Below are 26,017 nucleotides of genomic sequence, written 5' to 3' on the forward strand. Positions count from 1 at the left end.
CGCCCTTTATCAAACCAAAGACAGCGACGGCTGATTTGATGATGATGCCGCCATCCGGGCTTCGGCGCATTTGACGACCCGTGGCGGTGCGAAAAACATTCGTCAATTGCAGCGCAGGCGGCACGCGCGACCACAGGGTTCGCACACTCTCCCGGCCATGCCGGGTTTTGCGAATGACGTTTCCTGTGACGACGCGCTGCGACCATCGGAAGCCGATCTCGTGGAAATACAGGCCGGCATGCTGCGGGCTGATATGATGAAAGACGCCGGCGATGTTACGGCGGACGCGGGAGTTGAAGCCCTCCACCGAATTGACGTGGACGGCGTCGCGAACATACTCACCGCTGGAATGCTTCACTGTCTCATGCTTGGCAAAGCTCTCACCAATGGCCATGAATGCCTTCCACTCGTCGCTCATCAAATGAGCTCCCAATTCGATCTGCGCTTCAATGACGCGTTCGCTTGCTCGCGCCGAGAGACTGGTCACGACCGCAGCACGCGCGTCACCGGCCAGAGTGCCAGGCATGACGTCAGTCGGCCGCCGCACCATCGCCATGACTGGCGTTTTGTCCGTATTCGCCTGGCCTTTCCGGCCGCGGCCCGGAGGCGGGTCATCGGGATCCTTTCTGGGCCTTCCACCGAGATGGAAATGGTCGATCTCCACCGTGCCGGCGAGCATGTTCTCCCGCGCCACCATGAGACGCAGTGCATGTCCCATCCGCCAGGCCGTTGGCTGGCTCACCCCGAGCGCCTCGGCCAGGCGCACCGACGACAAGCCCTTGTCGGATTGCAGTAACAGCCACATTGCCTTCAGCCAGGAAAGCGCTGCAAGTATTTCAGGCATCTCACCTCCTTCAGACCAGCCCGAAGAATCGCATGAAAAGCTATAGGTCACAAGGATATTGCGGTCTTTGGTAAACACGCTAGGGAAGCTTCGTGGAGTGCAGAGGCGTGTGTGTCGTCACCGTGAACTGGAACCGGCAATCGCCGCTGGAACATTGATAAAGACCTGGTCGGGCGCGCCGCTTGCCGGCATCGCGTCCGGCAAGCGCGATCGAGCGTTTGTATCCGCAGGCGGGGCAGATCCGGCCATCCGGCCACACCATGCTTTCCAGCAACCGACGGCAATGCTGCTCATCCCGGAAGGCCGCGATCATTTCTTCAACAGTCCGAATGTTGTGATAAAGGCCGCGTACGATTTCGAACCGCTCTTGTTCCGACCCCAACAATTGCGGCAGCCCGTCGATCAACTCTCCATTACGGCCAAGCTGGCAGCGGGGAAAGCGTACGCCACGCTTCGCGCCCTCCAGGCCAAGAACTTCGCGACGCTTTTGCTTGCGATTGACGGTCTCACGGGTCGCGCCGATCTCCTCGGCAAATTCGTCAGCCGATATCATATCCGCGCCCTTCAGGATCTCGGCGACGCGCTCCGCGCCTCGTATCTTTGCCGTCTCGAAGGTCGAGTGCATCGGGCTGCGTTGGAGCCGCATCCTTGACTTCGATCTGCGGCTCTTCCCTGGCGGGATTAACGACAAAGGTCAGCCGCACCGTCCTGCCGGTTCTCTTCGCGCGTTTGACCGCATCCAGACAACCGGACATCCGCCGTCTCTTGGCAGTTTGTCAGATTGGCTTCACTGCCCTGCTAATCCTTCCAATCTCTAACTAGCTGAAAAACAGCCACAAATTTTATCCCTTATCTGTCTACTAGGGTGGCACGAGATTTACTTCATTAGCTAACAGGCCTCGGACCCGTATTCGTGTCGCGAGGCACAGCGAAGGAAGGAAACAACTTGCCAGATCTGCGACCGAAAAACACTTTATGTGGCCGGTAACATCATCAACGGCATTCTGAAACATGCCAACGCAGGCGGCGGTACCGCGCAGAAGTGGGAACATCACGGTAGTACGCCCGACCTCGACAAAGGCGCGCAGTGCGCGATGCAGTCCGACTGCCCTACGGCTAGCTTGAACAGGTACCCGCGAGCGGCTGCCGGTCGGTGCAGGGGCGTCCACGTCATCAAGGCTGTCTTTTGGAGGCAGCGTTGGGCGAGCGGATTGGGGTATCGGACGAGGAATGGGCACTGATCGGGCCGCTGCTGCCAGTCGAGCGGGGTCGAGGGTGCCGTCCGGCGCAGGAAAATCGGCGCTATTTCGAAGGCACGATATGGATGGCCCGAACCGGGCGCAATGGCGTCATCTGCCTGATGATATGGCAAATGGAACAGTGTCTTCCGCCGATACCGGCGATGGGTCGCGATGGGGGTGTTCGATTCGTTGCTCGAAACGCTCGCCGAGATGGTGGAACGCGATGCCACCGCCGACATGATCGATAGCACCGTTGTCCGGGCACATCATTGTGCAGTCGGCATAAAAAGGGGACTCAGGAAACTGAGGCGCTTGGCCGATCGCGCGGCGGCTTCACCACCAAACTCCATGCGCGGTGCGACGGAAAAGGCCGACCTCTCGGCTTCGTCCTGACACCTGGCCAGGCGCATGATATTCAAGGCTTCGGCCCGCTGTTTCGAATGATCGCCGACCGTATCGAGGCGCTCCTGGCGGACAAGGGTTATGACTCCGACGCTATCCGTGAAGAGATCGCCAAAGCCGGCGTGGCAACGGTACGGTCACCCGTTGCGGCCGGACGTCAGACTCGGTTGAGTTTCAACACTATCCAACGCGATAGAAGCCAATACAGCGTGTCGTGAAATTCCTCTATCGAGCCTCGGTCGATCACCGGTATGTTCGTGGGCGGAGACCGCTCGATGGCATTTCGATTCGTACACACGGCCGATATTCATCTCGACTCGCCACTGCGTTCGCTGGCGATGCGAAACCCCGACCTTGCCGAACTTCTCGGAGACGTCAGCCGTAAGGCATTTGTCTCGATCGTGGATCTCTGCCTTGCGGAACGTGTCGATGCCCTGGTCATTGCCGGCGATCTCTATGATGGCGATCAGACGTCGATGAAAACGGCGCGGTTTCTGGCCTCACAGATGACACGGCTTCACCAGGCCGGCATCAAGGTTTTCAAGATTCGTGGCAATCATGACGCAATGTCGCGGATATCGAAACAGCTCGTGTTCCCGGACACGGTCACGATCTTCGGAGGCCGTCCCCAGTCAGTGCCGCAGACAGCCGGGGGGGTCGACGTCATGTTCCATGGCTTGAGCTTTGCTAGCCCCAAGGCGCCGGACAGTCTGCTTCCCAAGTATTCAGCTCCGCGTGAAGGCGCGGTCAATGTCGGCATCATGCATACGAGCCTGGCCGGATCGCCCGGCCACGACGTCTACGCTCCCTGCAGCGTCGCTGACCTGCACAGCCATGGCTTGGACTACTGGGCCCTTGGGCACATCCATGTCCGCCAAGTCCATCCCGGGGCGAGCACCGTGGTGATGCCAGGAATTCCACAGGGCAGGGACATCAACGAGGCAGGCGAGAAATCCGTCACCCTGGTGACGATACGAGACGACCGCACCGTCGAGATCGAGGAACGGCCAACCAGTATCGCGCAATTCGAGCGGGTGAGCGTCGACGTGACCGCAACGGTGGAATGGTCCGAAGTCGTCGGGCGAGTCCGCTCCGCGCTCGAAGATGTGCGTGCCTCTGTCAGGTCCCGTCATGCTGTGGTCCGTCTCGGCGTGACCGGGGCGTCACCTCTATCCTGGGCGCTGATCCGTGACCGCGACCTGCTGCTCGCAGAAGCCGAGCAGGTCGCGGAACAGACGGGAGACACCTGGGTGGAGAAGCTCGAGCTTAACGTTGCTCCATCCGCAGCCGAAACATCCGAGGGCGTCGCTGATCCGATTTTCGAACTCGCTCAATCCATGCGCGCCGATGCCAGCTCGGAAGCTTTCCGTGCCGAGGCGAGGGCGTTGGTCCAAAAGATGATCGCGGATCTTCCGCCTGACGGGCGCGATTTCGCCGGCAAAGACGAGGCTGAGCTGGAGTCGTTCCTCGACAGGGTGCTTGCCAACGGCGCCGACCTGGTCACCGCCCGCCTCAAGGCCGGTGGGTCACAATGAGGCTCCGGCGACTTGATCTCATTCGCTATGGCAAGTTCACCGACAGGACGATCGACTTCGGGCCGAAACCGGAATCCGGTCCCGACCTGCATATCGTCTTCGGCCTGAACGAAGCCGGCAAGTCGACCGCGCTTTCCGGCTATCTCGATCTGCTGTTCGGCATCGAGGAACGCAGCCGCTACAATTTCCTGCACGAGTACAGCGCAATGCGCATCGGCGGTGTGCTCGAACTTGGCGGCGCGGAGCACTCGTTCACACGCACGAAACAGCGCACCAACCCATTGTTGAACGCGAATGGCCAACCGGTCAGCGAAATGGCGATTTCAGCACATCTCGCCGGGCTGTCTCGCGACGCATACGAGACCATGTTCTCGTTGGACGACGAAACGCTGGAAGCAGGTGGAAAATCAATCCTGGAATCGCGCGGCGACCTAGGCAAGCTGCTGTTCACGGCCAGCGCTGGCCTCGGGCACGCAAGCGATACATTGAGCGTGCTGGAGGCCGAAGCGGACAAGCTCTATCGCAAGCAGGCACACGGAACCGAGCTTGCGCTGCTCAAGAAGCGGCTTGCGGAACTGAAGTCCGGGAAGGAGGCAATCGACACCTTGGCGTCGACGTTCGAAACTCTCGAGACAGAGCGTCTGGACGCGACGGAAAAATACGACCGCAGCATCGCCGAACGGTCGGTGCTGTCGGCTTGGCTCGATACGATCGCGAAATATCTTCGCGCGATCCCGATCCTTGCTGATATCCGACGTAAGGAAGCCCAACTAGCCGAGTTGCCTGAGATCGCTTCACCGTTACGGACCTGGACGGGCAGCATCGCGGACATGATCGAGACCGACGCCAGTCTGAGAACGCGGCTATCCGCGAGTGGGGACGAGCTCGAGCGGGTGACGACGAAAATCGCCTCGGTCGATGTGGACGCGGTGATCCTTGCGATCTCCGAACGGGTTCGCGGCCTGGCCGACCGCAAGGTGCGCCACGTCTCGGCCGGTCTCGACCTGCCAAGTCGCAGGACGGAGCTGCAAATCCTCGACAATGCCGTGGCGACCTGCCTTGCCGCTCTTGGAAGGTCCTCCGAGCTACACCCTGCCAAACTGCTCTTGCCTGCTGCAACCATTGGCGCTGTGCGCACCATGGTCGAGCAGCGCTCCGGGATCGTTACCAGCCTGCGCGTTGCGCGTGAGGAGGCCGCGGCAGCTGCTGATGCGCTCCAGGCGGCACGCGAGCGGGTCGGCGAAGAACGGGCCGTGCCGGAGCCTGCCAGGGCAAGGCTGGTTTCGGCTTTGTCTACGGCAAAGGCCAGCGGGTACATGAGGGAGACCAAGGCGGCACGCGAGGCCGCAGATGCAGGTGCAATTCGATGGGAAGCTGCGATCGCGCGCTTGCATCCCTGGTCGGGAGATGCTCAGGCATTGGCCAGGATCGCCATTCCGAATGCTGGGCGGCTTGGCGCATGGAAGGCGCTGGCAGCAGAGCTCGGGATGAGCAGGGGCGTCCTTTCCGAACGTCTTGCCGAGCACCAAGGCCATCACGACTTGCTTTCGGCGCGGCTGGAAGCCCTTCGTGCCTCGGTCGATGTCACCGACGATGACGCGGCGGACGCTATTCGGCGCGCCCGGGACGACGCCTGGGCAAGGCATCGCGATGACCTGACTGGCGATACGGCGGATGATTTCGCGGCAGCACTGGCTCGAGACGACAGCGTCGCGGCAGGCCGTCTAGCCAACGCCCGGGAGCTCGTTGAGATCCGCAGCACAAACCGCAACCTCGCAGAAACCGCCGCCACCATCGCGCATACGCGCGACCAACTTGAACGCAACAGCTCAGATCGGGAGGCTGTGCCCTCGGAAGTTCTTGCAGTCGCAAGAGACCTGCTTGGAGAAATCCCCGAGACATCCCCCGAACAGCTGATCGAACTGATCGAGGATCGCATTGCTGCCCGGATCGATGCGCTCGCGGCCTGGGAGGAGATCGAGCTTTCCCGCAAGAAGACCGAGCGGGCGGTTGATGAGGAAGGCCGAATACGCCTGGAGCTGAGCGGCGCACGGGCGAGCGTTGGCGTCGGTTCGGATCCTGGTGACAGCCTGGAGACGGCCATGGCCGTGGCAGAGCTGTTCCTTGAGAGACAATTCAAGGTGGACGCTGAGCGCACCGAGGCGCTCAAGACCGTTGGCACAAGGCAAGAGGATCTGGCCGCTAGACGCCGAGCCATCGAAGTCGCTGAGCGACGTGAGGATGAATGGCTAGCCGGCGTTGCCGAAGCGCTCAAGGGCACCTGGCTCGAGAGCGGCATCTCGGCGCCCGGCGTCGGGGGCGTCCTCGATCAATTGGCTGAACTTTCCAAATGTCTTCAAGACCGGGACGCCATGCGACTCCGTATCGAGAAGATGGAGGCCGACAGGGACAATTTTCTGGTCGAGGTTACCGCCGTTGCAGCCGAAGCGGGCGAGGCGGCCAACGACGACGAACCGGAACAGCTGGCGGTTCGGCTTGCCGAGCGCCTGGAGCGCGCCGAGCGCATGCGCGAGGCCAAGGCAGGCCTCGTCAATGACCTGCAGCGCCTGCAGGATGGGCGTGAGACCCTCGATGCCGAGATTTCGGTACATGAGCGCCGCAGGAACGAGGTCCTGAGCGTCTTTGGCGTGGCCACGCTATCCGAAGTCGTGCAACGCGACGAACTGCTGCGCGACAGGGATCGCCTGCGCACAGCCGTGGCCGGACTTGAGGAGCAGCTGTCGTCCGAGCTCGCGGTGGAGGGGTTCGAGCAGGCGCGTTCGATATTGGATGCTGTCGATCTCGACAGTCTCGCAATCGAGAAGGCTGAGGCAGAGCAACGGCTTCGCGCTTCTGACGAGGCGATACAGCACCAGCTCATTCGGCAGACGCGCGCGACCGACAAGCTGGACGCGATTGGCGGCGACAGCGCTGTTGCCCGGATAGATGCCGAACGGCGCACCGTCCTTCTGGAAATCGAGGAAAAGGCCGTCCGCTACATCGAGCTGAAATTGGGAATAATGTCGGCTGGAAATGCTCTGCGTCTCTACCGCGAGCGTCACCGCTCCGGGATGATGGAGCGCGCATCAGACGCGTTCGCCCTCATGACGCGCGGCCAGTACTCTGGCCTGACAACTCAACCTGTGAAGGGTGGGGAAGTGCTCATCGCGTTGCAGCGCGATGGGCAATCCAAGGTCGCCGACGCGCTGTCAAAGGGCGCGCGCTTTCAGCTCTACCTGGCGCTCAGGCTTGCTGGGTACTACGAATTTGCGCAATTTCGACCCTCAGTTCCATTCATCGCCGACGACATAATGGAAACCTTCGACCATGTCCGATCCGAGGAGGTTTTCCGGCTGTTTGGGGAGATGGCAAGTGCAGGGCAGGTTGTCTACCTGACGCATCACCAGCACCTGTGCGAGATCGCCAAGGCTGTTGTGCCGAGCGTAGCGATTCACGAACTTGGAGAGTAATGGGTGATTGTGTCGTAACCGCTCTACGTCGATGAGGGCGTTTTGCGCTATCAATCATTTGATGAGGACGTCGAGCTCGGCAGCTACTTGGATTGTTAGTAGCAAGTTAGCCAGGTTGTTGGTCCGAAATATGTGGATTTTTCGGACATTCCAGGGCTTGGCGTTCGTCCGAAATACGTACATATTTCGGACATGAGCGAGACTCGATCTGACCTGAAGGCTCTCATCCAAGATCACATGGCGACAAGTCCGCCACGCACAGTCTGGAACGCCTGCGGATTTTCTTAACCTCGGCAATCGCGATGCGGTGGACAAAGTGCTGCAGCGGATGGTCAAGGCCGCCGAACTGCAGCGGATTGATCGCGGACTTTACGATCGACCAACGTTCACACCTTGACTCAACAGAAAAGCCCACCAGCCCCCCGTGGCGTCATCGACGCCGTGGCGCGGCGTGATCAGATCCGGGCTCTCGTTGACGGCAAGACCGCAGCAAATGACCTCGGCCTGACTGACGCTGTACCAGCCCGCATCGTCGTACACGCCGATGCGCGGTTGCGGCCGATTCGACTTGGCAACCTCGACATCACCTTCCGGCCCACGTCGGCCAGCAAACTCTACTGGGCTGGGCGTCCGGCAATGCGCGTCGTCCAGGCGCTGCATTGGATGCGCGATATGCTAGGCCAAGATGAAGGGAACCAGAAACTGTTACGGCGCCTGCGCCGACTGCTGAACGATCCCGACCAAGGTGACCGCCTCCGTGCCGACTTGGCGGCTTGAAGCCCCTACTGCAGGACGCCGCTGAGGTATCCCAAGGCCGGCTCCAGCCGAGCGGGACTATGCCTCCGAGAATGCTGAGCCAATGAATTCTGCTTACGACCAGGTCCTGAGCGCCGACACCGAGACAAGAATGGGCTTGTTTACAACAACAGCTCAGCGTCTTAACTCCAGGCCGCAGAATATCGAAAAAGGACTTCTGGGTCTGCTGGACCTTGGACGCCCTGTTCATGGCCTGCCTGCCGACAGTCCAAGGCTACTCTTCAAGGGCGGCACTTCCCTTTCCAAGGGGTTCGGCCTTATCAGCCGGTTTTCCGAGGACATCGGTGCGCCGTGACGGCGCGGGAGGTGAAGTATGACTTAGGTATCACCTCCCAAACATGCTGATTTTCGACCGGCGGCTGTAACGCCGCCCCTCTGCAGAGAACAGTAGATGGAAGGTACGCATACGACGAAGGCCGCATGATTGGCACGCGCGCGTGGGCGCGGCGGGCTCTATGATGACGTTGCGTGAGGTCAGGCGGCCTGCTGATTGGCGGGTTTGTCGGCTTCGCGCAGGCGCTTCCAGTGCCAGGGCAGTAATTCGTGCAGACGCGAGGTGGGAAGATCGGCAATGCGGGCCAGGACATCGGCGAGCCAGGCTTTCGGGTCGACGTCGTTGAGGCGTGCCGTCGTGATGAGGGTAAGCATAACGGCGGCGCGGTCGGCGCCGCGCTGGGAACCGGCGAAGGTCCAGTTGCGCCTTCCCAGAGCAATACCGCGCAGCGCTCTTTCGGCCGCGTTGTTGCTGAGGCAGATTCTGCCGTCATCGATGAAGCGGGCGAAGTCGGCCCAGCGCCTGAGCATGTAGTTGATCGGCTTCAGGACCTCGGAAGAGCGCGAGAGGGTATCGCGCTCGCGGAGCAACCAGGCGTGCATGTCGTCGAGAAGTGGTTTGCTCTTCTCCTGCCGCACGGCATACCGCCCGTCAGCGCTGCGGCCGTTGATGGCGCGCTCGATCTCGAACAGCGCGTCGAGGCGCCTGACCGCCTCCAGCGCGATCGGGGAGATCGGTTTGCCCTTCTTGCCATCTCGGGCCTTTTTCGCGATGTCGGCCAATTCGAAGAATCCTCGCCGCGCATGGGCGTAGCAAAAGGCGGGCGTGATCGGCTGCTCCTTCCGCTGCGGGTCGAACAACGGCTCGAAGCCACTGTAACAGTCGCACTGAAGGATGCCGCCGAATCCGGCCAGATGTTTCTGAGGATGCTCGCCGCGCCGGTCGCTCGAGGCGTAATAGATCGCCGCCGGCGGCGCCGGCCCGGCGAAGGGACGGTCATCGCGCGTATAGGTCCATATGCGCCCGGTCGCGCACTTGCCCTTCGCCAGGATGCGAATGGTGGTGTCGTCGCCATGAAGGCGCTCGGCCGCGAGCACATGGCGCTCGATCAGCTGGAAGAGCGGCATGACGGCGAAGGTTCCGTGGCCGACCTGATCGGCCAGCGTCGACAGCGGCAGGTCGATCCCCTCGGCCTTGAAGCGCGCACTCTGTCGGTTGAGTGGAGCATGCATGCCGAACTTGTCGAACAGGATTGTCGCCAGCAGTCGGGGACCGATGAAGCCGCGCGGCGTGGCGTGGAACGGCGCCGGCGGCTGGGTGATCTTCTCGCAGTCGCGGCAGGTGAACTTTTCGCGCACCGTCTCGATCAGCTTGAAGCGGCGCGGGATCTCCTCCAACGTCTCGGTCACGTCCTCACCCAGTTTCGACAGCCGCGATCCGCCGCAGCAGGCGCAGGCAGTTGGAGGGTCGATGACGACGCGCTCGTGTTCGATGTCATCCGGCCATGGCTTGCGCACCGGCCGTTTGCGCGTGAAGGGGCGCACCGTCTGGGTCTTCGCCGCCGCGGCCTGCGCGGCAAGCTCGTCCTCGGTCGCCGAGGTGACGAGTTCTTCGAGCTCCAATTCCAACTGCTCGATCAGCCGCACCGTGCGCTCGGAGCGCTGCCCGTACAGTTCGCGTTTCAGCTTCTCGATGCGCAGCTCGAGATGCGCAATCCGGGCCTCGGTGTCGGACAGCATGGCCTGCGCGTTGGCGGCTTCAGCCTGCCAGTTGGCAGCATCCGCGACCGCCACATCGCGTTCAGCCTGCAACGCCTCACGTTCAGCCAGCAGCGCCACGTAGGCGCTGGCAAGATCCGAGGGGAGCTCAACCGGCTTCGAAGTCATATGCCGATTGAATCACATTCCATTGTATTTTCAATTAAAAAATGCTACCCAACCCGAGCAGGACGCCACGTTTCCTGAGGGTTCCGCCAGTCTATGCCAGACAAGAGATAACTCAGCTGTGCAGAAGATACTGTCACAGCTCCACCCTCAACTGTCGGCCATATGAAGCGGCCGCGCTCAAGTCTTTTTGTGAACAGGCATGCTCCTTGGCCATCATGCCAGATGACCTTCAACAAATTTCCGCGTTTCCCCCTGAAGCAAAACAGGTTGCCCCCAAGGGGATTATGTTTGAGGACCTCCTGCACCCGTAGCGCCAGTGATGGAAAGCCACATCTCATGTCGGTGTAGCCTGTGGCTAACCACACACGCACGCCTTCTGTCGGGATCATCGCAGCATTTCCAGCCCCTGCAAGATCCGCATCAGGACACTTACGTCAACAGTGCGGTCAACGATCACACGCCGGCCGTTGGCCCCGACGATTTCCATCCGGCCACCGGTAGACACCGCTTGGCTGATCGTAGCTGGTACTTCAGAGTGCGATCGCGCAGGAGCCGACTCTTCCGGCTCTACATCGTGCACGCTGGGACCGACAACACCCATGTCAATGAAGGCGATCGGAGGGGTCTCAGGCACCGAGTTGGCTCGGCCCAATCGCCCTTGCTGGGCTTGCTTCATCCAGATGAACAAGTGGTTCGCGTTCATGTCGTGACGCCGCGCCACAATCGACACCGGATCACCGGACTCCTGCACCTCACGCACGATCGCCAGCTTCTGCTCGACCGTCCAGGAGCGGCGCGTCCGCTGTCGGCCCGCACCCGGCGGCAGCGGCAGGGCCGCGGACGTGCTCGCATCAACCGTCGACGGCTGCTCCATAGCCAGATACTTCATTCGCCAAGCGTCCACTTAATCTAAGCGGACACTAACGCCTCAAGGTACGCGTCAGTAGGCGGCCTTCGTCGTATGCATACGATGGAAGGGGGCCGCAAAGCTCGACCGGGTGTCGCCGGTTGGGTGTCATAAGCAGAGCGGCCTTAACTGTACCGGATGCGCCCATCGAGCGCAGGTCGGGCTACCGCAGTGCCCATGGTGAGAGATAACGAAGTGAGCGTTGGAAGCCTCTATATCCGAGACCGTCTCCAAATCGCGCGATGGCGTGGGAGGCAATATAATGCGAACAGAACTGGCGCGGCTCAATGTTTAGCACTCGAGATGGGAGTGGTTCTCCTTGGCCCATCTCCCGCATCGCAAGGGGTATAGCTCACCGCCTAACGGCACAAAGGTTGAAGATCGGAACACGGGAACTCAGCTCGCCTGCCCAGATCGGAACTGGGCTAGCCGCGACGACCGGAGAAGGACGAGTCTGAGGGCGGAGCTTTCGTAGTAGTCGGAGCATGGGAAAGCCATGCACATGGCGAAGGGAAGCAGGAAGACGATAGACTTGTATGACGGAGAAATGATCCATGGACATGGATCGTCAAGCTGACGAGGCTTGGATACTCAGCGTTCAACGCAAACTCCATCAGTGGAGTCAGGCAAATCCTGACGACAAATGGCGGGACATGTGGGGTTGGTTAACCGACATCCGCACGATCCGCTGTGCTTGGCGGCGCGTGGCCGCTAATCGAGGCGTGCGCACCGCTGGGGTCGACGGGATGACCGTAGGGCGTATCCGCGCCAAATGTGGTGAAGAGCGCTTTCTGGAAGGATTGCAGGTTGAGTTGCGTCGTATCCATCCGAGCAGGACCGCGAGATTTTGGAGCTTCGCGCGTGGTAATATCGGTTCATGGAGATCGATGAGGATAAGATCGACGATGCGGTTTTGGCGCTGTTATGGCTGACGCTGCATAACGAGCGTTGCGCTTGGCTTGGAAGGGTTTCGACTGGGCAACGACGGATCGGCTTCACGAGAAGGGCATGATCGGCGACCCAGTCAACAAGTCGAAGTCATTGATCCCTACCGATGAAGGGCTGGAGCGTTCGGAAGCGTTGTTCCGGAAGCTGTTTACGCGGTCGCCGCAATAGCGGTCCCTTTTGGTGCCTTCCATTTCCGCACTGTCCTTATTGACGTCAACAAGGACACGAGGCCTACAAGGCGGCCTTGCTCGGATGCGTACGAAAAAGCGCCTATGGCGCCCTGACTCGACTATTCCTCGGCGAGGACGTCTTCCTTTTCTGCATCTGGATGGTCCTGCTGTAGTAAGGCCGGATGTCGCCCCGGCAGAATCATTGTGCTAACATTTTCGACATCGTCGGTCCGTGACGCGTTTACTGATGACCGGAAGCAATATGCGTGCCAAAGGAAAAACTCGCTTAATTATAAGGCAATCGATCGAAGCGGCTATGTCGCATCTCCAACATTGTCGTACATCGGACAATGCCAGGCGACATGTCACGGGGCGACAAATTGGCCTCTTCCTCAATCTGTATGGCTACGAACAACATGCGTGCTCTGATAAGGAGTTCTGGCCTTACTGGAGCCTCTGCGTTTGACATACTGCGTTGGCTACAATGAAGAGCAGGGATTCGGCCCGTGTTGACGAAGGTCCGTAAAATCCTTTATGCTGCGCTAGAGAATACATGTTTGACATCGCAGGATGTGTCTGCGTCTCACCCAGTATGACCACGTGTACATAAGCCTCTACTGCGAAATTCCCGCGTGGGATCTAACTGATCGGGTAAATCCGGAATCCGAAGTTGTATAAGGTTACACGTGATCGCTAAAAATTTGCAGTTACTGAGCCTTGGGACGAAACCGGCGTGCATACCTCTCGCAGCCTCCGATGTTTCCATCGTACTTGATGTCCTCAATCATGTCGGAGGATCCAACGATCACGTCGATTTTGCAGTGATCGTCGTAGATCTCGGTTGCTGTGCCTTGGGTCTCGACGTAGATCGGCTCCCCGTTCACATAGGCCGTGCCCGAATTAAACGTTGGAACAGTGTATGAGCCGGCGTCCCGGGTTACCCACGTGAAAACACGCTTATGGGCTATCATGCTCTCCGCATCTGGAAAGCTGAGAACGCGAAACGCCTCTTGATACGGTTGACCTCGTAACGATGTTAGGCCTGCATCCATATTTTCCATCGTGTGGCACCCATACAAAATCGACAGCGCGACTGACCCAATGGTCCAGAGCGAGGCGATGGCAGTTGCTTGGGCCAAACGTTTCAAATTCGAGTACATGCTGATCTCGCTCCCATTCTGATTCTTGTTCTCCGCAGACCGGATAGATGACTATCGGGATGGCCCGCGCCGTCAGCGTCTGCGCGGCTGCCACTGCGTGAAGGCTGAGTGGACCATTAACGCAAGAAACTGGATGACGCTCACCGCTCATTCTATCGTCCCGTGCAACGTTTACGTATCATCCGACGCAGTAATCGTGCCAAGGAATGAAGCTTTCAATTACAACGTGCCGCAAACTGCACGGGGAATGTGATGGTGCGCTGCGACGCGGCAACGGAAACGGAAACGGAACGAGTTCTCGTTCGCATTAGCGTGACGCAACTCGCATCCGGCCGGTTTGTCGGTAGCCTGCACAGCATTCATGGGACACGGTGAGGGCACCTGTTAAGCCGAACTCCGGTTAGTTCACAATCTGCGCGTTCAGATAGAGGCGGCAACGTGAATTTTCCATCCTGCACGCATTCTGACTCGCCGCCTCAGTTACCGAATTGTGACATCTTATCCAAGATCCACTCGCGCTCAGACGACACGCGCGTATACACACCGTACTTCAGCGGCTTTCCGCAACCGTCCCCAGTCGATACAATTCCAACCAAGATGGCGTCCTCTGGGCTATTGCCTTTGGTTAGAGGACCTCCACTGTCCCCTTGGCAAGCATCGGTCCCGCCGCTGATGCTTCCGGCGCACATCATCCCAGGAAAGATCCCCCCAGCATATGAGTCCGGACCATTGCACGTTTCGTTCTCTACGTACGGGACGGTGCCCTTTAGGAGCTGGTCTGATGGTTCTCCACCGTCTGACGATTCTCCAACGTCTAACGTATTTCCCCAACCCGACACGGTAAGTCCCTCGCCAATAGCAATTTGCGTACTGGAGGTAGCAAGGGGGATGATTGCTGCGGGTTGCGTACTGTCCACTCGCACCAGCGCCACGTCATGTTCACATGTGTCCCGGTTATATTCTTCGTGAACAAAAAAACTCTTTGCGTAGAACGAAACGCCATCATGGTAATCTGTAGCGCCTACCTTGACCTCGACCTTCACGTCGTCTTTTTCATCCGCTAAACAGTGCGCCGCTGTGACGATCCATCGCTCTGCGATCACCGATCCACCGCAAAAGTTCCCCTTAATAAGGAGTGCGACCTGCCAAGGATGCTCTTCGATCGTGGTCGGCTTGCCGTCCACGATTTTCTCTCCAAAAGCAATCGTGGGCTTCAGCGGTAAGTCCGGATCCCGGCACGTGACAGCATGGGCGTGTTGTCCACCAAAAAGGATAGCGAGCGCGCAGAGGGTATGACGGGAGATTGGTAGCATCGGTTCCTCGTACTATTTTGCTTGACATAACGGCCGCCTGTCGTGGGGGCCAACCAGGTTGAAATAGCTAAAATACGCCCTCCTGCCTGCCAATCTCATTTGCTAGGTAGCAACCCCTCATCTCGGGTGTAGCCCCCATGTTCTTGCCTGAGATCAGGCGGGCTGTGTCGATCGGATCGGAATTGGCACTGACGCGGGAGCCCCCGCATCCACTCGTCTCAATGCGCCAAAGCACCATGCTTGATTTGTTCCAGCCACTCGCTTCGGGCGTTTGTTTCAAAGACGCTTGATCTCGATACCGTATTTCCTCAGCACGTAGCCAATCTGGCGCGGCGTCAGTCCAAGCAGGCGTACCGCCTTCGCTTGGACCCAGCCACATCTTTCCATGGCTGCGATGACACGTTCGGCATCGGTCGTTCTCGCACCATTTAAGTGCACGTTCCGCACGCGGCCCCAGCGGGGCGATGGCCTCCCCGGCGTCGCGCAACAGAGGCCGAATTCGATCTGCGCGGCAGTGCACTCGTGCCCCGCCACCAGCATGCCCGCCGCCAGGCCGATCGCCTCTTCCTCGGTCGCCTTGCCCTGGTCGACCGCCGCGAGCAGATCCGTCAGCAGGTTGTCGCCCGGATCCTGGCGCTTGTCCCGCATCTTGCCGCGAATGTAGGCGCGCAGTTCTTCCCAGGCCAGGCCAGGCCAGGCCAGGCCAGGCGAGGCCAGGCCAGGCCAGGCCAGGCGCGACGCGCTGCGCGGGCCGCTTTCATGCTCGTGCGTCATCACCTCGTCGGACAGCCCGGCGAAAAAGGCGTGATCCTCGTAGAGTACGCCCATCAGCGCGCTGATGACCATGGCCGGAAGCGGAAAGGAGAGGTGGCGCCGCAGGTCGGCGGGCTGGGGCTGGGCCGCCAGCGTCTCGAACAACTGCGCGGCGATCGCCTCGACCTGCTGCGCGAGCAGCTTCACCCTGCGGTTGCTGAAGGCCGGCGCCACGATCATGCGTAACCGGGCATGCTCGCCCCCCTCGTGCGAGACCAGCCACCCCGGCGAACCGAGAATCACCGAATCCGGGGTGAATGCCGCCGGCGGCATTCCCGCGGGCCGGAACGCCGCGTCGGACAGCACCGCCTTGGCCTCGTCGTAGCCTGTCACCCACCAGCCTTCGTGCCCGGACGGGAAGCGCACGCGGTGGATCGGACCGTTGGCGCGTAGCGCCAACTTCTCGGTCGAGGGCTCGATGTGATCGACGCGCCATATCGGCAGCGTCGGCAAGGGTTGTTCGGACATGGTGGCAGTTCACTCTCTAAGCGATGGAAGGGGGAGAAGGAAGGCAAATGGGTCCTGGGCTCATCCTTTGCCCCCCAGCGGCGGGCCGACCACCATAATGGCGGGCTCGGCCGAAAGCAGCTTCTTCGCCGCCGCCCTGACCTGGTCGAGCGTCACCTGCTCGATGAGGACCGGGCGCCGCTGGATGTAGTCGGTGCCGAGATTGTCTAGCTGCAATCCGACAAGCGTGGCTGAAATCGAGCTGGAGGAACCCAGATTGTTGATGGCATAGGCACCGATCAGATACTTCTTGCTCGCTTCGAGCTCGGCCGATGTTGGGCCTGTGTCCACCAGCTCCTTGATTACTTGTCTTATCAGGTCGAGCGTCTCGGCCGCCCTGTCGGCGCGCGTCGATGTCGTCACGACAAGCGTGTTGGAATGCTGGTAGCCTTCCAAGCTAGAGGGGACACCGTAGGCAAGGCCGCGCTTTTCGCGCACTTCCTGGAAAAGACGTGAGGTAAATGGCGAGCCTCCGAGTATATTGTTTATCAGCTGCGCGGCATAGAATTCCGGGTCGCTGCGTCCGATGCCGGGAAAAGCCAGCTGGAGCGAAGTCTGGGGCAATGCGGATTTGACCAACGTCCACCCGCCGAGCTTCGGGGTGACATCAGATACGGGGGCGAGCGCCTGCTTCTGAGGCAAATCGCCGAACAACTGGTCGAGCCTTGCGCTCAGGGCTTTGGCATCAATGTCGCCGACGACCGCCACGTGCAGCCCGTCACGACCGAAAGCGGTCTTGTGGAAGGCGCTTAGATCGGCGGGCGTTATGCGGGCGAGGCTTTGCTTGGTGCCCTCGTCTGGCCTCGAATACGGATGCGTGCCGTAGAGTCTGCGCAGCCAGGCAAGCTCGGCGATCGCTTGAGGTTCGCGCTCGTTGGCAATGATTTCGGAGAGAAGCTGGGCGCGAATACGCTCGACCGGCTCCTGATCGAAGCGGGGCCTGTTCAACGCGAGTCTGATGAGATCGAAAGCGGCGTCCTGGTGCTCGGAAAGCATGCGCATCGAGCCATGGATGCCGTCACGTCGCGCGTCGAAGCTCATCTCGGCGCCGGCATCGTCGAGCTGCACCTGAAAGGTATCGCTGTCGTAACTGCCGGCGCCCTCGTCGAGCAAGCCGGTCATCAAATTGGCAAGCCCCTCCTTACCGGCCGGGTCCTGGGTGGTGCCGCCGTCGAAGACCAAATCCATGGTGACGATCGGCAGCGTATGGTCTTCAACCAACCAGGCGGTGATCCCCTTTTCAGATTTCACCTCCTGGATATTCATCGCCGCATGGGCCCTGAGCGCCGGCAGGATGAGGAAGAGGATGGCGAGAATGACGATGACCAGCGGGGTGGCGAAGCGCGCGACGCTGCCTTGTGCCGCTGAAAGCGGAAAAGGCAGGGCTTGTGCAAAGGCGGCACGGTGTTGGTTCATCGTCACATCAATTCTCCGTATTGGGCAAGAGAGGCAAGAGATAGCCGGTGGTCGAATGGTCGGACACGAGATAGCGGGCGGCAACGGCCTTGACCTGATCGGCGGTGACCTTGCGGATGCGGTCCGGCCGTTCCTCGACGTCTTTCAGATTGCCGCCGGTGGCAAGCGTGGAGCCATACATGCTGGCGATGGAGTCCTGCTGGTCGTGGGCGAAGATTACTGAGCGGACATAGCGGTCTTTCGCCTTGTCCAGCTCGTCGCTGGTGACGCCGTCCCTGGCGATGCGGGCGATCTCGGCGTCGACCGCGGCCTCGATGTCGGCAAGCTTGGCGTCGCCCCGCGGCGAGCCGTGAATGCTGAAGTAGCTAGCATCCAGCATGGTGCCCTCGAAATGGGCGCCGGCCTCGGCGGCAATGCCCTGTTTCACTACCAACTGCTGGTACAGCCGGCTGCGGGTGCCGCCGCCGAGGATTTCGGCCAGCAGGTCGAGCGCCTCGGCCTCGCCGCGCTCAGCGGTGCGATAGGACGGCACCACCCAATGCGTCGAAAAGTTCGGCACCGACACGCGCGCGTCGGTCAGCGTCACCGTGCGCTTAGTGTTCTGCCCCGGCTCGACCGGACGGATGCGGGTTAGACCAGGAGCCGCCGGCACCGTTCCATACGTCTTCTCGGCCAGAGCCTTTACCGTCTCCGGCGCGACGTCCCCGGCCACCACCAGCACGGCGTTGTTGGGCGTGTAATATTTGTCGTAGAAGGCCCTGGCGTCGGTCCAGTCCAGCTTCTCCATCTCCTGCATCCAGCCGATGACAGGTATTCGGTAGGGCTGGTTCTGCCAGAGCGTGGCGTCGACCGCCTCGCCCAGCACCGCCTGGGGATCGTTGTCGATGCGCGAGCGGCGCTCCTCGATGATCACGTCGCGCTCGGTCTTGATATCATCGTCGGTGATGCTGAGGTTGAACATGCGGTCGGCCTCGAAGCTCATCATCTGCTCCAACGCGGGAGGCGCCACCGTCTCATAGAAGGCGGTATAGTCCTGAGAGGTGAAGGCGTTGTGCGAGCCGCCGATCTCGGCCACCGCGCGGTCGAACTCGCCGGCGGCATGGTTGATCGTCGCCGCCTTGAACATCAGATGCTCGACGAAATGCGCGATGCCGGATTTGCCGGGCGGCTCGTCGGCGCTGCCGATCTTGTACCAGACCATATGGGTGACGATCGGCGCGCGGTTATCGGGGATGACGACCACTTCCATGCCGTTGTCGAGCAGGAAATTCGTTGCCTTGATGTCGTCGTTGGCCGCTAAAACCGGAGCGGTGGTCACAAACGCCAGCGCGGTCGCAAAAAGTGTCCCGCGCAGGCAGCCAAACCGAAGGGTTACTGATGGCTTCTCTTTTCGTGACCGGCCGATAGGCAAGGTTTGAGTCAAAGTGAGTTGTCCTTATTTTTGAAGGTGCTGCATGCTCATCGCCCTTAGTGGGACAAAGTGGCTCGTGGGCAGCCCCGGGCCAGATGGGCCATCAGCATGTTGCCAGGTCTGACTCGAGCGTTTTTGAGTGCATCTGGGAAACGTGAGGTGGCATTTTTTGTTGGGTGATCATGGGACGGCTTCTCCTTGGTCCGTGACGTGTTTGCCGATGATCCGGCGTCGTTTGCCATTTGGCGATCGTGCAACGCCGGACGGTATTGATAAGGTCTCCTAGTTCATAAGATCTCCTGACTGGTTGTCCCCACAACAACCCTTCTTGCAGAGCTAGCTGACAGTAGCCTGAAAGCTACGAGCGAGTTGCGCGACAGCGATCTTGAGTGGCCTCAAGGGTAAGCGCGTAGGCATCCCCACGTAGCGTGCAGGCGGTTGATCGCTCATTTTCAGCATGAATCATGCGGAGAATCCTATGAGCGACAATATGAGCCATCATCGAACATTCGAGATTTTGACGGCGGAGCCTGTGCCGTCCCGACGCAAGCCGCGCCATCGGTCGGACGAAGAGAAGGCACGGCTTGTCGCCGAAGCGTTCTCGCCAGGGGGGCAATGTCTCGGCGGTTGCGCGTTCCGAGGGGCTGGACCCCTCGCAGCTCTATGCGTGGCGCCGCAAGGCGCTTTCGTCGGGTTGCAAGTTCACGCGCTTTGAAGCGGTGGGCAGCGACACGGTGGAAATCGTCATTGGCGACGCAGTGGTGCGCGCCGGCGGCGATGTCGATCCCGATCGCCTGGCGAGGATCATCCGCGCGGTTCGTAAGGCATGATCGCTTCCGGTGTGGTGGTTTACGTGTCGTGCCAGCCGGTCGACTTCCGCAAGGGCGCGGCATCTTTGATGGCGCTGGTCAGGGATGGCGGCCTGACCCATTCTCGGGGGCACTTCACGTATTCCGTTCGAAGCGTGCGGACCGGGTTCGCATCGTGTGGTGGGACGGCAGCGGGGTTTGTCTTTATTCGAAGACTCTGGAAGATCACAGCTTCTGCTGGCCGGGGATATCGGCCGCGCGCATGCGTCTCGACCACGCCCAGTTGATGGCGCTTCTGGCCGGACTGGACTGGAAAAAGATTCGTCCGGCCAGGGTCAGGCGGCCGTTATCGACGGGCTGAAACCGGCCTGCGGCAAGATGAATCATGCGGCTGGAACGGTTGGGAAAGCGGCTGTTTTTGTGCTCTGTTGCTTGCCATGGTTCTACCGGGTCTTGCCCTTCCCGACGACGTTGATGCGCTGAAGGCGATGATCCTTTCCATGGCTCGCGAGCAGGCTGCAAGCGAGGCCCGGATCGCAGTCGCCGACGCTCGGATCGCAGCATCTGAGGCGGAGGTCGCCCGGCTGAAAGCTGTCGAGAAAAGCGCCAGCGAGCGGATCGCCAATCTCACGTCAATCCTGAAAGTTTTGCAGCGCACGCAACATGGCACGCGTTCCGAGCGGCTACGCCTGGCCATCGACGACGAGCAGGCCTCCTTTGCCTTCGAAGAGGTCGAGACCGGCCTTTCGGAAATCCGGAGCGAACTCGACCGCGCGGTCGGGAACAAGCCGAAGCGCGCCCCGCGTCCGCGCAAGGGCTTTGCTGCCCACCTCGAACGCATCGAGGAGGTCGTCGAGCCGGAAATCCCGGCCGTGTGGCGCGACAATTTGGGGTTCTTCCGCATATTTGGTGCACGCCGGGATTCACGGGCGGTGCGAATGAGTCCATAGAGTCGGAATCGCAGTCGACGCCGGTGATTCGCCCGTGCTCCATGCTGCTCGCTGGTCTCGCCCGAGCTTTCGATTGTCCAAATTCTCCCACAGGCCGACACGGTGGTGCTTGTAGCCCGGCCGAAGGCGACAGAATCGTGCTGTCCCTCCTGCGGCTGCCGAACCGGCCGCGTCCACAGCCACTACATGCGCCGGGTGGCTGATCTGCCGTGGCAGGGACGGGTTGTCGAAATCCGGCTTCACGCCAGGCGGTTCCGCTGCGCCGATCCGCGATGCCGTCAGCGGATCTTTACGGAACGATTGCCGGAAACGGTGCAGCCGAAAGCAAGACGCACCGCCCGCCTCGGCGAGAGCCAGTTGGTAATCGGCTTCGCGGCCGGCGGTGAACCCGGCTCGCGCCTGTCGCGCAAACTCGCCATGCCGGTGAGCGGCGACACGCTGTTGCGGATGATCCGCGCGGCCGGGTTCGAGCCGCCGGAAGCGCCGCGGGTGGTTGGCATCGACGACTGGGCCTGGCGCAGAGGACAGCGCTACGGAACGATCATCTGCGATCTGGAGCGCAACCGCGTCCTCGATCTGTTGCCCGACCGAAATGCCAACACGGTCGCGTCATGGCTGAAACGTTATCCGGGCATCGAAGTCATCGCTCGCGATCGCGCCGGCATTTATGCTGACGGCGCCCGTCGTGGTGCTCCCCATGCAACGCAGGTCGCCGACCGCTGGCATCTTCTCCAGAACCTGGGCGAAGCGTTGCGTCTGGCCCTCGGCCGCCATCGCAAAGCGGTCAGTGCCGCCGGAAAGGCGATGATGGCCGAGATGAGTGGCGATGCCGACGCCAATCCGGAACCATCAGTGGAGACTTCCCCGAAGCTTGATGGCCTGCGCCGGTCGTGCCGCAACCAGCGCAGTGAACTCTATGCTGAAGTCCTTGATTTGCGGACGACCGGCATGTCGCCGCGACAGATCGCGCCCCGGACCGGCATGAGCGTGAGAACGGTCGAGCGCTGGCTTGCAGCGGGCGGGGAGCCCGAGCACCGGCGGCCGCCCGCGCGCTCGGTTTTCATAGATCCTTTCCAGGAGTATCTCGAAGGACGCTGGCAGGAAGGCCAACGCAACGGGTTGCACCTGTGGAGCGAAATCAAGCGCCGCGGCTTTGCAGGCAGCAGGGCGACCGTCTACAGGTGGACCGCCGCCCGCCAGCAGTGCTCATCGACCGCTCCGCCAAATGCGCGATGGCGGCCGCCGTCGCGCCGAAACTGTGCATGGCTGCTGAGGGAAGACCCGACTTTGCTCGATCAGCAGACCGAACAATTCTTGGGCCATCTCTATGACTGCGCGCCGGAGCTCTTGAAGGCGGGTGACCTGGCCCGACGTTTCGCTGCACTGATACGCGGCGACGACGATGCCAGCCTCGAGCAATGGATTGAGGACGCCACGGACAGCGAACTGGCTTCACTTGCAGCAGGCATCGGCCGTGACATTGCGGCTGTTCGGGCCGCAATCACCCAGCCCTGGAGCACCAGTCCCGTCGAGAGACAGATTAACCGTCTCAAGACCATCAAGCGCCAGATGTATGGGCGCTCCGGGTAGTCAGTTGCGGTGCACGCGCACGGTCTGGCGGGACGGATTCACCGAGCAATTTCTGCTCGCAATGACCCCGAGCTGCCGATACCGCCTCGCCTGGATGGGGACGCCTGAGTTCGCCATGTCTTCTGGAGAGCCGGATGCGTAACGAAAGGCGCAAGTCCGGTTCGGGAAGAGGCGGTGAGAAACCGGTCGCCGAGAGGCGACACGGCGCTTGCCGCCTACTTTTATACGTCACCGTGTTCCGCGGTGATTTAGGGGAAGGGGCCTCGGTCGCCGAACTTCAGAACCTCAGTCGCACCAAGCGCGAGGCCAAACTAGACGATCGATTCCATGAATCCGGCTTGGAAGGAACAATCAGTTGCTTGGTGGATTCCTCGTTTGCGATTGGCGAAACGAGGAGCAGCATCATGGCAGGACAGCGGCGTGTGATCGAGTTGGCGATGAACGAGGAAGAGGTTGTGCAATTGGGCGCGATATCGCGCTCGCGCACGGAACGCACGAGCCGGGTGGCGCGCGCGCAAATGCTGCTCAACTATCGTGAAACGCCGTCGTTCTTCACGGTGGGGCGAAGGCTGGGGGTTCATCATCAGACAGTGCAACGCTGCGTCGAACGGGCGGTGGACTATGGCCCGCTGGCCGCACTTGATGACCGGCCGCGACCGGGGAAGGAGCCTGTGATCACGCCGGAGGCTAAGGCTTGGCTGGTATCGTTGGCCTGTGACAAGGCCAAGGACCACGGCTATCCGCACGAGTTGTGGACGACGCGGTTGCTGGCCCGCCATGCGCGCGAGCACGGCCCGACGGTTGGACACGCCTGTTTGGCCAGTCTGGTCCAGGGCACGGTGTGCAAGATCCTCGGCAAAGAGGAAATCAAGCCGCATAAGGTGCGCTATTATCTTGAGCAACGAGACGCCGAGTTCGAACAGAAGATGGCCGAGGTTCTGTGCGTCTATCGTGAAGTCGAGGTCCTGAAAAAAGCCTCTGCCAAGTCGAACAGGCGGCGCAAGCTGGTGGCGATCATCTCGTGCGATGAAAAGCCCGGAATCCAGGCCATCGCAACGACGGCGCCGGATTTGCCGCCCGTGCCTGGCGCCTACGCCACCTTCGCGCGCGACCATGGTACAAGCGCCATGGCACGCTCAGCCTGTTGGCCGGGATTGATTTGCTTACCGGCAAGGTCCATGCGCTCGTGCGAGATCGCCATCGCAGCCGCGAGTTCGTCGAATTGCTCAAGCTCCTCGATGCTGCCTACCCGGTCGGGACCGCAATCAAGTTGATCCTCGACGATCATTCCGCGCACATATCGAGAGAGACCAGAGCCTGGCTCGCTACTCGACCGGCCGGCCGCTTCGAACTCATCTTCACTCCTAAGCACGGCTCGTGGCTCAATCTTATTGAGGGCTTCTTCTCCAAGTTCGCTCGCTCGGTGCTGCGCCATATCCGGGTGACCTCGAAACATGAGCTCAAACAGCGCATCATGGCTGGTATCGACGAGGTCAATCGCCATCCCGTCATCCACACATGGTCCTACAAACTCGCCGAGGCCGCCTGATATGATTCGAACCAAAGAAACGCAGGACTAGATGCTATCAAGGACGCCTGTACGGCCTATATCCAAGGACCGATGGCGGCGGCCTTGACTGAATTGGTACCTGCCGCCGCAGAGCGCGGGACTGCCGCTCGGAGACTTTCAGGTACGAACTGACGACGATGACAAGCAGATTGATATCCGACCGCAACGCCTGTTGAGAGGTATGTCCGTCCGGCAGTGAAGATTGAGTCAGGCGCCAAGTCAAGTAAGCACTCGAGCTAAATCACCCCGATCGGGTTGATACCGGCGCTACTAACGTTTTCCTTATGTGATCGTCCCGAACGGTTCTTTTTCTTTCCAAAGGCCGCTTCGAATGATAGATTCGTCCCGATAGGGATGAATATGCAGACGATAACCGACAGCAAAACCCTCGGCCTTCGGATCCGGCAGGAACGCAAATCGCAGGGCCTCACACAGGAACAGCTCGCCGGCCTTACCGGCGTCGGCGTGCGTTTCGTGCGCGAACTGGAAGGGGGGAAGGAGACCTGCCAACTTGGTCGTGCACTCCAGGTGGCCAGCGCCCTCGGCCTCTTCCTGTCGGTCGGCCGCCGAAGGGATAGCGGGTCATGACTCATCTACTGGACGTATATTTCAGGGAGACCAAGGCCGGCATTCTCAGCCAGGACGAGGACGGCGCGCTGGGCTACGCCTATTACGCCGACTATCTCGCCGGGCAGCAGCCCCGCGTCATTTCCTTCTCGATGCCGCTGCGGGAAGAACCCTATGCCGACCGGGTCGCGCGTCCGTTCTTCTCGGGCCTTCTTCCGGACGAGGGCGCGCGGCAGCGTCTTGCCGGAGCGCTTGGCCTTTCGGCTGGCAATGCGTTCGGCCTGCTCAAGGTCATCGGCGGCGAATGCGCGGGCGCCTTGTCGTTGTATCCAGCTGGTGAAGCGCCGGCTCCTTCCGACGATGACGAGGCTCTCAGTGCAGAGCGACTCAAGGAAATCATCGGCAAGCTGCGGGAGCGGCCCCTGCTCGGGGGAGAGGAGGGCGTTCGTCTCTCACTGGCCGGCGCCCAGGACAAGCTCGCGGTGATCGTCGAAGGCGAGACGATCGGGCTAGCCAAGGGCGGCCGCCCAACCACCCATATTCTGAAGCCGGTCATCCAGGCGCTGGAAGGAACCGTCGAGAACGAGCTCTTCTGTCTGCGCCTGGCAGAGCGTCTCCAACTGCCGGTTCCAAGGGTCGAGATGCGCCGTGCCGGCGACACCGCGTTTCTTCTGATCCAGCGCTATGACCGTGCGCGGACTGACGGCGGACACATCGAACGATTGCACCAGGAGGATTTCTGCCAGGCGCTCAGCGTTCCACCCGAACTCAAATATGAAGAAGAGGGCGGTCCCGGTACCAAGAGCTCGCTGGACCTGATCGATCGGGCCTGCGCACGACCGGCGGCGGACCGGTTGCGCTTCATCCGGATGCTGATCTTTCATTATCTCCTGGGCAATGCCGATGCGCACGGAAAGAATTACGCGCTGCTCTATGACGGCGATACGCCGAATCTCGCCCCACTCTACGACGTGGTTTGCACCGCCGCCTATCCGCGGCTGGCCAAGAAGCTCGCCATGGCGATCGGCGGACGATCCGTTCCCGACACGATCCAACTGAAGCACTGGCTGACGCTCGTTCCCGAAACCCGGGGCGCGCAACGCCTTCTCATCCGCGATATCGCAACCATGGCCGGGCGCATTGGAGATGAGGCCGACGCTTTGCTCGCGCAGCTGGCGAATGTAGGGGCGGACCACGCCATTCTAAAATCCGTGCGCGCAGTCATCGCGACCCGGGCAACGCACCTTTTGCGGATGACCGAAGGTGGATGACGCCTGAGGGTCCACAGGTAACAGACCTTGCTTCGCTCAACCCTTGTCGGTCTCGGTGGCGGAAACTGGGAATGAATCCCGGTAGATCGATCAGGACGGCAACTTCTTCCTGCTGGGCGAGGAGCCTTAATGGTCTCACCCAAAGGA

At 60.8% G+C, this 26,017-nt stretch carries 19 protein-coding genes and 7 pseudogenes; 15 read left to right on the forward strand and 11 right to left on the reverse strand.

The genetic code is table 11. The features are described 5' to 3' along the window. Positions 1 to 13: 13 nt before the first annotated feature. Both BPNPMPFG_RS37860 and BPNPMPFG_RS43415 read right to left on the reverse strand, forming a co-directional pair. Positions 14 to 817: pseudogene (locus BPNPMPFG_RS37860) on the reverse strand (IS1595 family transposase); the annotation flags it as partial. Between the two features lie 102 nt (positions 818 to 919). Next, positions 920 to 1,157 (reverse strand): annotated as a pseudogene (locus BPNPMPFG_RS43415) (transposase); the annotation flags it as partial. Between the two features lie 1,197 nt (positions 1,158 to 2,354). On the opposite strand from BPNPMPFG_RS43415, the gene BPNPMPFG_RS37865 reads away from it, so the two are divergent. The 6 genes and pseudogenes from BPNPMPFG_RS37865 to BPNPMPFG_RS37885 form a co-directional block, all read left to right on the forward strand. Next, positions 2,355 to 2,705, forward strand: coding sequence for a transposase (locus BPNPMPFG_RS37865; protein ID WP_258598913.1), 351 nt, complete (start codon positions 2,355 to 2,357; stop codon positions 2,703 to 2,705). A 57-nt stretch (positions 2,706 to 2,762) separates the two neighbouring features. After that, positions 2,763 to 4,022, forward strand: a complete 1,260-nt coding sequence (locus tag BPNPMPFG_RS37870) for a metallophosphoesterase family protein (protein WP_258598914.1) — start codon at positions 2,763 to 2,765, stop codon at positions 4,020 to 4,022. Further along, positions 4,019 to 7,492 (forward strand): AAA family ATPase, encoded by a 3,474-nt coding sequence (locus BPNPMPFG_RS37875; protein ID WP_258598915.1) that lies wholly within the window; start codon positions 4,019 to 4,021, stop codon positions 7,490 to 7,492. Before BPNPMPFG_RS37870 ends, BPNPMPFG_RS37875 begins: the two co-directional genes overlap by 4 nt. Positions 7,493 to 7,808: 316 nt before the next feature. After that, positions 7,809 to 7,889 carry a hypothetical protein gene (locus tag BPNPMPFG_RS42990; protein ID WP_319946058.1) on the forward strand — a complete coding sequence of 27 codons (81 nt, stop codon included), beginning with the start codon at positions 7,809 to 7,811 and terminating at the stop codon, positions 7,887 to 7,889. Positions 7,890 to 7,933: 44 nt separating this feature from the next. Beyond that, positions 7,934 to 8,269, forward strand: a complete 336-nt coding sequence (locus BPNPMPFG_RS42995) for a DUF6088 family protein (RefSeq protein WP_319946059.1) — start codon at positions 7,934 to 7,936, stop codon at positions 8,267 to 8,269. Positions 8,270 to 8,351: 82 nt separating this feature from the next. Further along, positions 8,352 to 8,591: pseudogene (locus BPNPMPFG_RS37885) on the forward strand (nucleotidyl transferase AbiEii/AbiGii toxin family protein); the annotation flags it as partial. Positions 8,592 to 8,782: 191 nt separating this feature from the next. On the opposite strand, the gene tnpC reads toward BPNPMPFG_RS37885, so the two are convergent. The 3 genes from tnpC to tnpA are packed head-to-tail and all read right to left on the reverse strand — an operon-like array spanning position 8,783 to position 11,357. Next, positions 8,783 to 10,468 (reverse strand): IS66 family transposase, encoded by a 1,686-nt coding sequence (tnpC, locus tag BPNPMPFG_RS37890; RefSeq protein ID WP_258598916.1) that lies wholly within the window; start codon positions 10,466 to 10,468, stop codon positions 8,783 to 8,785. Positions 10,469 to 10,512: 44 nt separating this feature from the next. Then, entirely contained in the window at positions 10,513 to 10,857 is a 345-nt protein-coding gene (tnpB, locus tag BPNPMPFG_RS37895; RefSeq protein ID WP_096446053.1) for an IS66 family insertion sequence element accessory protein TnpB, read from the reverse strand. Next, positions 10,854 to 11,357, reverse strand: a complete 504-nt coding sequence (gene tnpA / locus BPNPMPFG_RS43420; protein ID WP_413776950.1) for an IS66-like element accessory protein TnpA — start codon at positions 11,355 to 11,357, stop codon at positions 10,854 to 10,856. The genes tnpB (BPNPMPFG_RS37895) and tnpA overlap by 4 nt, the downstream gene beginning before the upstream one ends. 572 nt (positions 11,358 to 11,929) lie before the next feature. On the opposite strand from tnpA, the gene BPNPMPFG_RS37905 reads away from it, so the two are divergent. Together BPNPMPFG_RS37905 and BPNPMPFG_RS37910 are read left to right on the forward strand one after the other, a co-directional pair. Further along, entirely contained in the window at positions 11,930 to 12,307 is a 378-nt protein-coding gene (locus BPNPMPFG_RS37905) for a reverse transcriptase (protein ID WP_258599154.1), read from the forward strand. Then, positions 12,253 to 12,491 (forward strand): annotated as a pseudogene (locus BPNPMPFG_RS37910) (DUF6429 family protein). Before BPNPMPFG_RS37905 ends, BPNPMPFG_RS37910 begins: the two are co-directional and overlap by 55 nt. A gap of 709 nt (positions 12,492 to 13,200) precedes the next feature. Here BPNPMPFG_RS37910 and BPNPMPFG_RS37915 read toward each other — a convergent pair. From BPNPMPFG_RS37915 to BPNPMPFG_RS37940, 6 genes and pseudogenes are all read right to left on the reverse strand, one after another. Continuing rightward, on the reverse strand, positions 13,201 to 13,653 hold the full coding sequence (locus BPNPMPFG_RS37915; RefSeq protein WP_258598918.1) for a hypothetical protein: 453 nt from the start codon (positions 13,651 to 13,653) through the stop codon (positions 13,201 to 13,203). Between the two features lie 476 nt (positions 13,654 to 14,129). After that, complete coding sequence (locus BPNPMPFG_RS37920) at positions 14,130 to 14,966, reverse strand: serine protease (protein ID WP_258598919.1); 837 nt, start codon at positions 14,964 to 14,966, stop codon at positions 14,130 to 14,132. Between the two features lie 276 nt (positions 14,967 to 15,242). Beyond that, complete coding sequence (locus BPNPMPFG_RS43425) at positions 15,243 to 15,413, reverse strand: helix-turn-helix domain-containing protein (RefSeq protein ID WP_413776961.1); 171 nt, start codon at positions 15,411 to 15,413, stop codon at positions 15,243 to 15,245. 42 nt (positions 15,414 to 15,455) lie between these two features. Further along, positions 15,456 to 16,247 (reverse strand): annotated as a pseudogene (locus tag BPNPMPFG_RS37930) (cytochrome P450); the annotation flags it as partial. Positions 16,248 to 16,307: 60 nt separating this feature from the next. Then, complete coding sequence (locus BPNPMPFG_RS37935) at positions 16,308 to 17,702, reverse strand: M16 family metallopeptidase (protein WP_258599097.1); 1,395 nt, start codon at positions 17,700 to 17,702, stop codon at positions 16,308 to 16,310. A gap of 7 nt (positions 17,703 to 17,709) precedes the next feature. Beyond that, positions 17,710 to 19,029, reverse strand: coding sequence for a M16 family metallopeptidase (locus tag BPNPMPFG_RS37940; protein WP_413776962.1), 1,320 nt, complete (start codon positions 19,027 to 19,029; stop codon positions 17,710 to 17,712). Between the two features lie 668 nt (positions 19,030 to 19,697). Between BPNPMPFG_RS37940 and BPNPMPFG_RS37945 the strand changes: the two genes are divergently transcribed. From BPNPMPFG_RS37945 to BPNPMPFG_RS37980, 7 genes and pseudogenes are all read left to right on the forward strand, one after another. Then, on the forward strand, positions 19,698 to 19,943 hold the full coding sequence (locus BPNPMPFG_RS37945) for a transposase (protein ID WP_258598922.1): 246 nt from the start codon (positions 19,698 to 19,700) through the stop codon (positions 19,941 to 19,943). Further along, entirely contained in the window at positions 19,891 to 20,283 is a 393-nt protein-coding gene (tnpB, locus tag BPNPMPFG_RS43430) for an IS66 family insertion sequence element accessory protein TnpB (protein WP_413776951.1), read from the forward strand. Before BPNPMPFG_RS37945 ends, tnpB (BPNPMPFG_RS43430) begins: the two co-directional genes overlap by 53 nt. A gap of 76 nt (positions 20,284 to 20,359) precedes the next feature. Next, positions 20,360 to 20,794 (forward strand): annotated as a pseudogene (locus tag BPNPMPFG_RS37955) (transposase domain-containing protein); the annotation flags it as partial. Positions 20,795 to 20,953: 159 nt separating this feature from the next. Then, positions 20,954 to 22,462 (forward strand): ISL3 family transposase, encoded by a 1,509-nt coding sequence (locus BPNPMPFG_RS37960; RefSeq protein WP_413776963.1) that lies wholly within the window; start codon positions 20,954 to 20,956, stop codon positions 22,460 to 22,462. Between the two features lie 404 nt (positions 22,463 to 22,866). After that, positions 22,867 to 24,011, forward strand: a pseudogene (locus BPNPMPFG_RS43435) (IS630 family transposase). A 381-nt stretch (positions 24,012 to 24,392) separates the two neighbouring features. Then, entirely contained in the window at positions 24,393 to 24,620 is a 228-nt protein-coding gene (locus BPNPMPFG_RS37975) for a helix-turn-helix domain-containing protein (protein WP_258598928.1), read from the forward strand. After that, entirely contained in the window at positions 24,617 to 25,870 is a 1,254-nt protein-coding gene (locus BPNPMPFG_RS37980) for a type II toxin-antitoxin system HipA family toxin (protein WP_258598930.1), read from the forward strand. Before BPNPMPFG_RS37975 ends, BPNPMPFG_RS37980 begins: the two co-directional genes overlap by 4 nt. Positions 25,871 to 26,017 lie beyond the last annotated feature (147 nt).

This window comes from Mesorhizobium sp. AR07 (assembly GCF_024746815.1).
GTDB lineage: Bacteria > Pseudomonadota > Alphaproteobacteria > Rhizobiales > Rhizobiaceae > Mesorhizobium.